13 protein-coding genes are annotated in these 12,109 nt (G+C 53.5%); 5 read left to right on the forward strand and 8 right to left on the reverse strand.

All coding sequences use genetic code 11. From position 1 onward, the window contains the following. Positions 1-64: 64 nt before the first annotated feature. The 5 genes from JY391_RS11315 to sad form a co-directional block, all read right to left on the reverse strand. Positions 65-1,501, reverse strand: a complete 1,437-nt coding sequence (locus JY391_RS11315; protein ID WP_211935759.1) for a GGDEF domain-containing protein — start codon at positions 1,499-1,501, stop codon at positions 65-67. Between the two features lie 179 nt (positions 1,502-1,680). Next, positions 1,681-2,040 carry a DUF4186 domain-containing protein gene (locus tag JY391_RS11320; protein WP_042282964.1) on the reverse strand — a complete coding sequence of 120 codons (360 nt, stop codon included), beginning with the start codon at positions 2,038-2,040 and terminating at the stop codon, positions 1,681-1,683. Beyond that, positions 2,040-2,966, reverse strand: coding sequence for a glutaminase B (gene glsB / locus JY391_RS11325; RefSeq protein WP_042282961.1), 927 nt, complete (start codon positions 2,964-2,966; stop codon positions 2,040-2,042). Before glsB ends, JY391_RS11320 begins: the two co-directional genes overlap by 1 nt. Positions 2,967-3,029: 63 nt before the next feature. Next, positions 3,030-4,607, reverse strand: coding sequence for a methyl-accepting chemotaxis protein (locus JY391_RS11330; protein WP_211935760.1), 1,578 nt, complete (start codon positions 4,605-4,607; stop codon positions 3,030-3,032). 148 nt (positions 4,608-4,755) lie between these two features. After that, positions 4,756-6,144, reverse strand: a complete 1,389-nt coding sequence (sad, locus tag JY391_RS11335) for a succinate-semialdehyde dehydrogenase (RefSeq protein ID WP_211934318.1) — start codon at positions 6,142-6,144, stop codon at positions 4,756-4,758. 99 nt (positions 6,145-6,243) lie between these two features. On the opposite strand from sad, the gene ptrR reads away from it, so the two are divergent. Next, positions 6,244-7,113 (forward strand): putrescine utilization regulator PtrR, encoded by an 870-nt coding sequence (gene ptrR, locus JY391_RS11340; RefSeq protein WP_211934319.1) that lies wholly within the window; start codon positions 6,244-6,246, stop codon positions 7,111-7,113. Here ptrR and JY391_RS11345 read toward each other — a convergent pair. Continuing rightward, complete coding sequence (locus JY391_RS11345) at positions 7,110-7,898, reverse strand: PhzF family phenazine biosynthesis protein (RefSeq protein WP_211934320.1); 789 nt, start codon at positions 7,896-7,898, stop codon at positions 7,110-7,112. The genes ptrR and JY391_RS11345 overlap by 4 nt on opposite strands. Positions 7,899-8,092: 194 nt before the next feature. On the opposite strand from JY391_RS11345, the gene JY391_RS11350 reads away from it, so the two are divergent. Beyond that, on the forward strand, positions 8,093-9,289 hold the full coding sequence (locus tag JY391_RS11350) for a sugar transporter (RefSeq protein ID WP_060569751.1): 1,197 nt from the start codon (positions 8,093-8,095) through the stop codon (positions 9,287-9,289). 56 nt (positions 9,290-9,345) lie between these two features. On the opposite strand, the gene JY391_RS11355 is transcribed toward JY391_RS11350, so the two are convergent. Then, positions 9,346-10,011, reverse strand: coding sequence for a MarC family NAAT transporter (locus JY391_RS11355; protein ID WP_042282942.1), 666 nt, complete (start codon positions 10,009-10,011; stop codon positions 9,346-9,348). 257 nt (positions 10,012-10,268) lie between these two features. On the opposite strand from JY391_RS11355, the gene marR reads away from it, so the two are divergent. Genes marR through marB form a run of 3 tightly spaced genes read left to right on the forward strand, consistent with a single transcriptional unit; the run spans position 10,269 to position 11,355 of the window. After that, entirely contained in the window at positions 10,269-10,703 is a 435-nt protein-coding gene (marR, locus tag JY391_RS11360) for a multiple antibiotic resistance transcriptional regulator MarR (RefSeq protein WP_042282939.1), read from the forward strand. A gap of 20 nt (positions 10,704-10,723) precedes the next feature. Further along, positions 10,724-11,104, forward strand: a complete 381-nt coding sequence (marA, locus tag JY391_RS11365) for an MDR efflux pump AcrAB transcriptional activator MarA (RefSeq protein ID WP_148365360.1) — start codon at positions 10,724-10,726, stop codon at positions 11,102-11,104. A gap of 32 nt (positions 11,105-11,136) precedes the next feature. Then, on the forward strand, positions 11,137-11,355 hold the full coding sequence (gene marB, locus JY391_RS11370; protein ID WP_042282936.1) for a multiple antibiotic resistance protein MarB: 219 nt from the start codon (positions 11,137-11,139) through the stop codon (positions 11,353-11,355). 30 nt (positions 11,356-11,385) lie between these two features. Here marB and JY391_RS11375 read toward each other — a convergent pair whose 3' ends face one another. Then, positions 11,386-11,997, reverse strand: a complete 612-nt coding sequence (locus tag JY391_RS11375) for a LuxR C-terminal-related transcriptional regulator (RefSeq protein ID WP_042282935.1) — start codon at positions 11,995-11,997, stop codon at positions 11,386-11,388. Positions 11,998-12,109 lie beyond the last annotated feature (112 nt).

Below are 12,109 nucleotides of genomic sequence, written 5' to 3' on the forward strand. Positions count from 1 at the left end.
TGATACCATGCACTTAACATTGTGATAACACAACATGCCGGTCATAGCAGTTTGTTATGACGTCTTACGCCAGATCGCTTTCCGACAGTATCGCCAGGTCAGCCTGGCGAGCGCTGGTACGATTACGCCCCTCTCTCTTCGAGCGGTACAGACACTCATCCGCTTCCACCATCAGCGTGTTGAAAAGCTCCGTCAGCGTGCGTCCTGCCACCCTACCGTTCCCCAGACCAATACTGACCGTCAGATAGACGCTTTGCTGTTGCCAGTTGAAAGGTTGTAGCGCTACGGCTTTACGGAGAGTTTCAGCGATACGCATTCCTTCTTCAGGATGCAGTGTCGGCATGACCACAGCAAATTCTTCGCCGCCCATGCGGGCAATGAGTCCTTTGCCGCCAACAATTTTTTGCAGTTGCTGAGCAAACACCCGCAGCACCCGATCGCCACATTCATGGCCGTGGCTGTCATTGATGCTCTTGAAGAAATCGATGTCCAGAAGCATAACGGTAAAATGCTGCGTTGCTGGCGCATCCTGCCGCTTCAGCGCCTCGTAAAGGCCCGAGCGCGAGTAAACCTGAGTCAGAAAATCAAAATCGGCGCGTAAAGAAACCTGCTTCATCAGGGAATTAATTGCCGCTACGCTAACTGAAACCATAATGGGGCAAATGGCCATGGTGGCAATCCCCAGCCTCGCGGAAAACATTTGCGGGATCGAGAATGGCGACGCAACGGCGATATCGATAATTGAATTTGCCACCAGCACGATTTCCACCGCACCGGTAATAAAAGTTAACAGACAGGTCACCTGAGGCGTATAGCGTACGGCGCACCAGATAAGCGCAGGAAGGGGAAACGCAAGGCTCCCTGCTCCGCCAATGATCACCGAGGCCAACACCGAGACGATCAGCGCGATAACCGGCATCATCTGTTCCGGCTTGAAGCGTGTAACGACGCCCGGCATGCCGAGAGTCAACATACAGGGGATAATTAACACGCCCGTTGAAAATTGCTCGCTAAACCAGTCAGCAAACAACGGCCAGAAAGAAAGACGATCAATGCCTACCGAGCCTGTCGCGCCTACCAGGGCACAGATCAATGCGGCGATCAGGCAGTAATTAAATAAGCGTAAAGCGCTAATCGGCTGATATTTATTTTTCCCCAGTCGTTTATCACGAATGACCAGTTGGGCGACAATAACAATAAACACCATATTGGAGAGATTAATTACCAACGACACCCAACCCCATTGCGTGGTGAGCGCATCATAGCCAAGCATCGCAACATAACTTACCGCGTAATAATGCAGTCGGTTTAACCAGACGAAGCGAGCAAAAATCCCGGCCAGTACGCCATTTAGCGGCCAGAACAGCGACAGTTCATGAATCAGGCGCAGCTCTGCGCCGATAAAATAGAACAGTGTGGTGAACGCAAATACCGTGACCGCATTACGCAGTGGACGATCTTCCTGAAACAGGCGGAAAGAAGGAATGGGAAGTGATTGCATTAACTCTCTGTCCATATAACTGCCGGGGCAATTATCTCTGCGGCGTAATGGTAATATTTTGAGAATAGCATGAATTATTCTCAAAGGTAGTCATTACCGGCGGCGTTAACCTGTTATTTTCCCGGCTGGAATAAAATAAACCCTGGCAATTTCACGGTTTTACACTACGCCGTTAATTATCAGGTTTTATTCATTTGAATAACCAGCCAGTGATGAATAACCGCAACAATATAACGTTGTTGCTCTTCAGTCAGCGCGTCGCCTTGCGGGATCGCATGCCATTTAGCAAGACAGCCGCGACAGCAGGTCGCCGTGGCATGCTGGGCAATAAAAACGGGATGGCCGCGCATCGGGGTTTGTTTGCCGTCGTTCAGCGGAATGGCGGGCGCAAGTCGTTTTGCCACAAAGTCTGCGGCGTGCTGGTCAATAACCTCTGCGCCTTTATCCCAGCAGTACTGCCGCTCTTTCGGCCCGAGACGAAAACGGGAGCGAAACGTTGAACGGGAAAGTCGTGCAAACAGGGAATCAAATGTATTCATCAGTACACCGAACGACCTAACCGCTTTGTCAGTTGCTCCAGCGCGGCGATGCCCGCCAGCGAATTACCGGTCGGGTCCAGCTCAGGACTCCAGACGGCTATTGCCATTTCGTGGGGAACGATCGCCACGATCCCGCCGCCGACGCCCGACTTCGCCGGTAGACCGACGCGCCAGGCAAATTCGCCGGCGTTCTGATACATTCCACTGGTCGCCATCAGCGCATTGATCTGCCGGGCCTGTAAAGGCGTCACCACCGGTTCATCAAGGTGAAACGCCTTTCCCTGATTTGCAAGAAAGACAAAGGTCCGCGCGAGCTCAACGCAATTCATCTTTAGCGCGCAGTAATGGAAGTAATTTTGCAGCACCGTCGTGACGTCATGATGGAAGTTGCCGAAGGACTTCATCAGCCAGGCGATAGCGGCGTTACGGGCGGAATGCTCGAATTCAGAACGAGCGACCACCGTATCGTAACCGACGTCCGAAACGCCGCTCAGCGCACGGACAATTTCCAGCATGCGCTGACGCGGCGCGCTCAGCCGCCCCTGTAACATATCGCAGACCACCAGCGCGCCCGCGTTGATAAACGGATTGCGCGGGATCCCCTGCTCCATCTCCAGTTGCACCAGCGAGTTAAACGGCGAACCGGAAGGATCTTTTCCGACTCGCTGCCAGATCTCATCTTCCGCATAGTGGCGCATCGCGACCACCAGACTGAGCACCTTAGAGATAGATTGAATCGAAAAGCGTTCAGTCGCGTCCCCCGCCTGCCAGCGCTGACCGTCAACGGTACAAATCGCAATGCCCAGCCGGGCGCCGTCAACGGAGGCGAGCGCAGGGATGTAGTCAGCCACTTTTCCCTGGCCGATCAGTGGACGAACCTCAGCCAGAATGGTCTCTAAAATTGAATTGTCCAGGGCGATTGCCACCGTCTGCTCCTTGCCTGCCAGTCAGAAAAGGCCTGGGAGTATAGCAGAGCGAAATGTGTCACGTCAGGCCGGAAGGCGAAATCGCGCCACGGCGTTGATCAACTGATGTGACTCCGCATGCAATTGCTGTGAGGATGCCGACGCGGTATCCACCAGCTCCCGCGTATCGCTCGCCGCCCGGTTAAGCGCCTGCAACTGACGCGTCATCTCATGAATGCGGCTACCCTGATGCAGCGTGGCGGTAGAAATATCCTTTAACGACGCGCCCAGGTTATCCACCAGAGCCATCACCTGCTGAAGGTTTTTTTCCAGATGGTTTACCGCATCGGAACCCTCTTCAATCCCCTCCAGCGAATGATGGATCAGCGCCTGGATATCCTGCGTTGACTGACTGCTCTTACGCGCCAGCAACCCCACTTCCCTGGCGACGACCGCAAAGCCTCGCCCCTGCTCCCCGGCATGTGCCGCCTCAATTGCCGCATTCAGCGCCAGAATATTGGTCTGGAACGCAACGTTATCGATAAGCGCGACAATCCCGCGCATTTCTGACGAGCGATCGACAATCGCCTGCATCGAACGGTTGACCGTATCCATCATTCTGTCGCCGCCGGCAGCAATCGTCCGCGCGTCTTCCGCGCGCTGATTTGCCCGCTGCGCGATCCCGCTGTTATCTTCAACGTGATTTTCCAGTACAGACACCTGCGCCGTGACGTTGTTCAGTTCTTCGCTTTGCCGGGCGGACTGCTGGTACAGCCGCTGATTGTTCTGCGCCAGTCGATCGATGTTATCCGCCATTGCCGCCGTCGCATCGCTCACCTGTTGAACAAGCTCGCGCAGTCCCTGCTGCATTGCGCCAATACGTTTCGAAAGCTGTGACACTTCACGATTAAACTGCGGCACCGCGGGTACCGTCAAAGAAAGATCGCCTGCCGCCAGAATATTAATATGCCCAATAAGCTGACGCAGCGGCGTTATAACCCAACGTGACATTCCCCACCACACGGCCACCGCAATCACCAGCAGCATGACAGGCAGCGCCCAGAACAGGCGCTGAAGGTTAAGCAAGCGATCAAGCAACTGCTGGCGTCCTTGCTCCCTCGCCTGTGCGTTAACCTTTTGCACCCGGCTATAGTTCTCATTGAAATCGGCCTGGAATGCCTGTACCGGCACCGCAAAGAAGGCATCAATCGATTGTGTTTCGCTTAATCCTTCCACCTGCTCCGCTATCCCGCCGCTGAAGCGCTGATAGCTTTCCACCAGACCGGTATCCGCACGCGGATCCATCTTTCGCCAGGCGTCCCACGCCGCGCCGGACTGCTGAAGCGCCAGCCTTGCCTCATCAATAAGCGCTTGCCAGCTTCCTTCTGAGCCTGTCGCGGCATCCTGCATAAAGTACACTCCCGCGCGGTTAAGCAGGTCGCTTGCCGTCAGCAATGCGATACGCGACGCCTCCAGCGTTGCCTGCTGGCGTAGCGCCAGTTGATTGTGCTGTTCGTTCTCCCGCGCCTGACTGACGGAAAATGACAGCATCAGCGTGGAGGTCACCTGCAGCACGCTGAATAGCGCAATAATGCAAAAAATGCCGGTAAGCAGGCCAAACTGACGGCGGACAACACGGCGTAAAATTTGAGTTAAGTTCATAATATTCTTCAGTATCAACACGTTACACGCGAGTCTACGAAGCGTAAATGACAAAACTATGGCAGAAATATGACAGGTCGAATTGGATTACGCAGACGCCGGGTAGGCAGTGCTACCCGGCTGAGACAGGTTAGCTAACGCAGCGGGATTAAACGCGGTTCTTCCACACCGTCTGGACGTTGCAAAACTCATGCAGGCCAAAGTGAGAAAGCTCGCGACCAAAACCGCTCTTTTTCACACCTCCAAACGCCACGCGGGCATCGCTGGCGCTGAAGCCATTAATAAAGACGCCGCCGCATTCAAGGCGAGCGGCCATTTCCCTGGCGCGAACCTCATCCGCCGTAAAAAGGGTCGCAGACAGGCCAAAATCGCTATCATTGGCCAGTTCCAGCGCGTGTTCAGCATTTTTCGCTACGGTAATGGCGGCAACCGGCCCGAACAATTCCTCACGGAACGCGGTCATTTCAGGCGTGACGTTAGCCAACACCGTCACCGGGTAATAACTCCCCTTTCCGGCCATTTTCTCACCACCCAGCAGCAGTTGTGCCCCCTGCGCAAGCGTGGCCTGTACTTGCTCATGCAACTCGTCACGCAGATCGAAACGCGCCATCGGGCCAAGATCGTTGTGCTCGTCAAGCGGATTCCCCATTTTCAGCGCCGCGGCAGCGGCCACAAAACGTTCGGTAAACGTATCGGCAATCCCTTCTTCGATAATAAAACGTTTCGCTGCCGCGCAAACCTGCCCGGTATTCTGGTAACGTCCGGCCACCGCCGCTTTCACCGCCAAATCCAGATCGGCGTCGTTAAGGACAATAAACGGATCCGAACCGCCCAGTTCAAGCACACATTTTTTCAGCGCCGCCCCGGCCTGAGCGCCGATTGCCGCGCCAGCGCGAACGCTTCCCGTGACGGTCACAGCGGCAATTCGTCGGTCCTGGATGACAGCGCTGACGCCAGCGTTATCGGCGTTCAACCAGCCATAAACGCCCGTCGGGATCTCCGCTTCCGCAAACACTTGTGCGATGATTTGCGCGCAGCCCGTCACGCATGGCGCGGGTTTTAACAGGTAGCCATTCCCCGCCAGCAAAATCGGCACCGCCCCGCGCAGCACCTGCCAGAGCGGAAAGTTCCAGGGCATCACCGCCAGAATGGTGCCGAGCGGTCGGTACTCAATCACCGCCTGCTGATTTTCCACCAGCGTCGGCTCGGTCGCCAACATCGCCGGACCGTGCTCTGCATACCAGTCGCAAAGCGCCGCTGACTTAGCGACTTCGGCGCGCGCCTGTTTAACAGGTTTGCCCATTTCACGGGTAATGCACTGTGCCATTTCTTCACCATGGACACGCAGCGCCTGACCGAGATCACGCAGCTTTTGCGCGCGAAACGCCACACTGGTGCGCTTCCATGTCGCGAAGCCCTGCTCAGCAAGCGATAAAGCCCGCTCGATATCGTGCTGGCTGGCCCACGGTAACGCGGACAGCTGTTCGCCAGTATCGGGATTAACAGAAATGGCATGTGTTGCAGATGAAATCGTCACAGGGTTTCTCCATTGTTGGTTTTATCATCATCATGGACGCGTTTACTCTTTCCTTAAAATGAATAATATTGAGCAGGGTATTCACAAAATGAGAAAACTATGGACCTGACGCAACTGGAAATGTTTAACGCAGTGGCCGAAACGGGCAGTATCACGCAGGCTGCAGCCAGGGTGCATCGCGTGCCGTCGAACCTGACCACCCGGATACGCCAGCTTGAAGCCGATCTTGGCGTCGATCTGTTTATTCGCGAAAACCAGCGCCTGCGCCTTTCTCCCGCCGGGCATAACTTTTTGCGCTACAGTCAGCAGATCCTGGCGCTGGTCGACGAGGCGCGAATGGTAGTGGCAGGCGATGAACCGCAGGGCCTTTTTACCCTCGGTTCGCTGGAAAGCACCGCCGCGGTACGCATTCCGGCGACGCTGGCGGAATTTAACCAGCGTTACCCTAAAATTCAGTTCTCGCTGGCGACCGGCCCTTCCGGAAAAATGCTTGACGGCGTACTGGAAGGTCACCTTAACGCCGCGTTTATTGACGGTCCCGTTCCCCACCCGGGACTGGAAGGCATTCCTGTGTATAAGGAAGAAATGATGGTGGTCGCGCCACACGGTCATCCGCCGGTATCGCGCGCCAGCGATGTCAATGGAAGCAACCTGTTCGCCTTCCGCGCCAACTGCTCGTACCGTCGGCATTTCGAAAGCTGGTTTCACGACGACCAGGCCATGCCGGGCACAATCCATGAAATGGAGTCATATCACGGCATGCTGGCCTGCGTGATCGCCGGTGCAGGGATTGCGCTGATCCCCCGCAGTATGCTGGAAAGTATGCCCGGTCATCACCAGGTGGAGGCATGGCCGTTGCCAGAAGAGTGGCGGTGGCTTACCACCTGGCTGATATGGCGGCGCGGCGCCATGACGCGCCAGCTGGAGGCGTTCATCACGCTCCTGAAAGGGACATCAACGCAGGGTTAACCCGTTATAATCTTACCCGTTAAATACGTTCTCGCCTTCCCGCCCATCAGTACCCGATCGTTTCGCCACTCGCAGCGCACGTCGCCGCCGCGAGCGGAGACCTGACGGGCGAGCATTTGCGTTTTATTGAGCTTTGCGCCCCAGTACGGAATGAGCATCGTATGCGCAGAGCCCGTGACCGGATCTTCCCATACCGCCTCGCCAGGGGAGAAAAAGCGACTCACAAAATCATATTCGCCGTCACCTGCCGCGGTTACCGAGACTTTATGTTCGCCGGGTCGCATTGCGCCAATCGCCGGGGTGAGCGACTCCACCTGTTGACGGCTTGCCAGCTCAATCATCCAGGCGCGTCCTCTGCGGGCGTGGAGATACTGTTCTATCCCCAGCGCGCGAAGCATTTCCGGCGGCGGCGTCTGTTCTTCTGTCGCGCCAGCGGGAAAGTCCAGTGTTAACCATTCGTCGCAACGCTCCACCGTCAGACGACCGGAAAGCGTATCAAAATGAAGTCTACTATCAGGATAATTAAGGTGACTGAAAATGACATGCGCGCTGGCAAGCGTGGCATGGCCGCAAAGATTAACCTCATTACGGGTGGTAAACCAGCGCAGGGAAAAACCGCTTTGCTGGCGGATGATAAAGGCGGTTTCCGATTGATTATGCTGCTGCGCCATCTTCTGCAGGATGGCGTCAGGCAGCCAGTCATCAAGCAGACAAACTGCCGCGGCATTGCCCCCGAATGCGCTATCGCTGAACGCATCAACCAGATAAAAATCAATCTCTTTCATGCCTTTGCCCCGTCCGTCTTTGTTTTCTTGCAAAGTGGCATAAATCCAGAATATTCACAAGCGTCGATCTCTTTAATGTGACAACGTCACTTATCCAGTAAAAGGAGATCTGAATCACAAAATGATTGTCTTTTCGCCAATAAACGTTTTAAGATCGCCTTCTCATCCTTTCGCAACTAACCCGACTCATTTCTATGACAACTCACACTGTTTCCCGCAAGGTCGCGTGGCTACGGGTAGTTACGCTTGCCATTGCAGCGTTTATTTTTAATACCACGGAATTCGTCCCTGTCGGCCTGCTGTCTGATATCGCGCAGAGCTTTCATATGCAGACCGCCCAGGTCGGGATTATGTTGACCATCTACGCATGGGTCGTGGCGCTGATGTCGCTGCCGTTCATGCTGCTGACCAGCCAGGTTGAACGACGTAAGCTGTTGATTGGTTTGTTCGTGTTGTTTATTGCCAGCCATGTCCTGTCGTTTCTGGCGTGGAATTTCACCGTGCTGGTGCTTAGCCGTATCGGTATCGCCTTTGCGCATGCGATCTTCTGGTCGATTACCGCCTCACTGGCGATCCGTCTGGCCCCCGCCGGGAAGCGCGCGCAAGCGCTGAGCTTAATCGCCACCGGCACCGCGCTGGCGATGGTGCTTGGCCTGCCGATCGGACGCATTGTCGGTCAGTATTTTGGCTGGCGTACCACATTTTTCGCAATCGGTATGGGCGCGTTGATCACCCTCGTTTGTTTGATAAAACTGTTGCCGACATTACCCAGTGAACATTCCGGCTCGTTAAAAAGCCTGCCGCTGTTATTTCGCCGGCCGGCGCTGGTGAGCCTTTATCTACTGACCGTTGTCGTGGTAACCGCTCATTATACCGCTTACAGTTACATTGAACCGTTTGTTCAGACCGTCGCCGGGTTGAGCGCCAATTTCGCTACCGTGCTGCTGTTGGTGCTGGGCGGAGCAGGCATTATTGGCAGCGTCGTGTTTGGTAAGCTAGGCAACCAGCACGCGTCGGCGCTGATTAGCGTCGCCATCCTGTTGCTGACGGTATGTCTCTTGCTGCTGTTGCCTGCGGCGGGCAGCGAAATGCATCTCGCCGTTCTGAGTATTTTCTGGGGGATTGCCATTATGGTGATTGGTCTCGGGATGCAGGTAAAAGTGCTGGCGCTGGCGCCCGATGCCACCGACGTGGCGATGGCGTTATTCTCTGGCATCTTCAATATCGGCATTGGCGCTGGCGCGCTGCTGGGCAATCAGGTAAGCCTGCACGGGTCAATGTCGTCTGTGGGCTATGTCGGCGCCGTCCCGGCACTGGCCGCGCTGATTTGGTCGATCATCATCTTTCGGAAATGGCCTGTCTCGCTGGAAGAACAACCTCAGCATAGCTGATAAAGCGTGAATCCGTCCTGACCGGAAGGACCGACCAGGACGGTATGACGTGCGCATTAGGGGTAGGTTTTAATAATTTCCAGAACGCCGTTAATAATAAACTGCACGCCCATACAAACCAGCAAAAAGCCCATCAGGCGGGAAATCGCTTCAATACCGCCCTTACCCACCAGACGCATAATGGCACCGGAACTGCGCAGACAGCCCCAGAGGATCACGGCGACGGCGGCAAAGATAATGGGCGGCGCAACGGTAATCACCCAGTCCGGGAAATCGGCGCCGTGGCGTACCGTGGATGCCGAACTGATGATCATCGCAATCGTTCCCGGACCTGCAGTGCTCGGCATTGCCAGCGGCACAAAGGCGATGTTAGCGGTGGGCTCATCAACAAGCTCTTCCGACTTACTTTTCGCTTCCGGCGATTCATGCGCCTTCTGCTGCGGAAACAGCATCCGAAAACCAATAAACGCCACAATTAACCCACCGGCAATACGCAGACCGGGAATGGAGATGCCAAACGTATTCATCACCAGTTGACCGGCATAGTAGGCCACCATCATGATGGCAAACACATAAACCGAGGCCATCAGTGACTGGCGGTTGCGCTCTGCGCTGTTCATGTTTCCGGCGAGGCCAAGAAATAACGCTACGGTCGTTAACGGATTCGCCAGCGGTAGAATCACCACCAGCCCCAGTCCTATCGCTTTAAACAACTCCATCATAATGGCTTCAGTTCCTGTTTCGATCGTCTGGCGGCAAGTATAAGTGGAAACCCGTCTCCTTCGCCATTCCGCGGCTGTAAGCATTCATGAGCGTCAAAAACTCATAATGTCTAATTATCATTAACATATTCGAATGTGATGCAGATCACGCAAAACGGCTTTTAGCAAATCGTGTGATCGGCCAATTCATTCGTTTGACTTATAGTTGCCTGGGCAATATTATCTGCCGTAACTAAATACTTGCCAGGGCAACCATTGTGAAAAGCACCAGTGACTTATTCAACGACATCATTCCGCTGGGTCGCTTGATCTATATGGTTAATCAGAAAAAAGATCGCCTGCTGAACGAGTACCTCTCGCCGCTGGATATCACGGCATCGCAGTTTAAGGTGCTTTGCTCGATTCGCTGCGCAGGTTGTATCACCCCGGTTGAGTTGAAAAAAGTGCTGTCCGTCGATCTTGGCGCGCTAACGCGAATGCTCGACCGTCTGGTCTGTAAAGGCTGGGTCGACCGACACCCTAACCCGAATGACAAGCGCGGCGTGTTGGTCACACTGACCGAACACGGCGCGGCAATATGTGAGCAATGTCATCAATTAGTAGGGCAAGACCTGCACCAGGAATTAACAAAAAACCTAACGGCTGACGAAGTGGCAACGCTTGAGTATTTGCTCAAGAAAGTTCTGCCGTAAAAACAAAAAGAGGTATGACGATGTCCAGACGCAATACTGACGCTATCACCATTCATAGCATTTTGGACTGGATCGAAGATAACCTGGAATCGCCGCTCTCACTGGAAAAAGTGTCTGAGCGTTCAGGTTACTCCAAATGGCACCTGCAGCGGATGTTTAAAAAAGAGACCGGCCATTCGTTAGGTCAGTACATCCGCAGCCGTAAGATGACGGAAATAGCGCAGAAATTAAAGGAAAGTAACGAGCCGATTTTATACCTGGCCGAACGTTACGGTTTCGAGTCGCAGCAAACACTGACCCGGACCTTCAAAAACTATTTCGACGTTCCGCCGCATAAATACCGTATTACCAATATGCACGGGGAATCACGGTATCTGCACCCGCTAAACCATTGTAGCTAAAATCGCCTGTAAACGACGTAATCGAGGAAATCATGAAACTGTTGTCTTCTGTAATGCTGGCCCTGCTGCTGGTTATTTCCGGCCAGAGCGTTGCAGAGCAACCCGCCCAGCTTTCGACATCAGATAATCGCGACACGATGCTGATTCCAACCGCTCAGGAACAGTCACCGTTCGATCTGAACCATATGGGCACGGGAAGCGACAAGTCTGACGAACTGGGCGTGCCTTATTACAACCGGCACCGACTCTGATTCGTCTTGCCCCGCCTGCGCGGGGCTTTTTTAGTCCTTCTCCTCAATCTTGTGATACAGTCCAGCCAGATTCTCCACCGCGAATTTTTTGTAGATATTCCTGCGATGATGGCAAACGGTCTTTTCGCTCAGATTAAACTGTCGCGAAATTTCTTTATTCTTCTTACCAAACATGATGTAAGGCAGCAGACTCACCTCTTTTTGTGACAGCTGGGCTTCCTTTTCCAGATGATACAATTTCATGTTTTTGGTAATGACGATTTTTTGATTTCCTTCTTTAAAATTCTCCAGAAAACTGCTGATTTTTTTGATCACAGCCTTACAGTCGATACTGAATTCCGAGATTGAATTGATAATAATATTATCAATGGTGCTTTCGTAGCACCGCTCACGGGTAATCAATACGATATAACTCTCAGGATAGTGAGATTTAAAATCGAACAATTCACTCAACAGTTGGGTATTGCTTTCGCCATAGTCCACAATAATGGCTTTGATCTTAGCAATACTTTTTTTGTGAATCTCGCGAATATGATTAACATAGCGGACTTCTGAAAATGAATGATGCTCTCTTCTGATTTCTTCAATAATATAGCCAAATCCTTTCTTAAAGTATCCACACGATGTGATAACAACAATCACGTTTCCATTCCTTTGACATGGTTTTTATAAAACTATTTACAGCATATTTTAAATGGCCCGCAAATCAGAAGGCTCCCGGCAGTATAAGATAATTCTTAATCCCGGAGTAACA

Origin of the sequence: Citrobacter sedlakii (assembly GCF_018128425.1) — a bacterium.
GTDB classification, from domain to species: domain Bacteria; phylum Pseudomonadota; class Gammaproteobacteria; order Enterobacterales; family Enterobacteriaceae; genus Citrobacter_A; species Citrobacter_A sedlakii.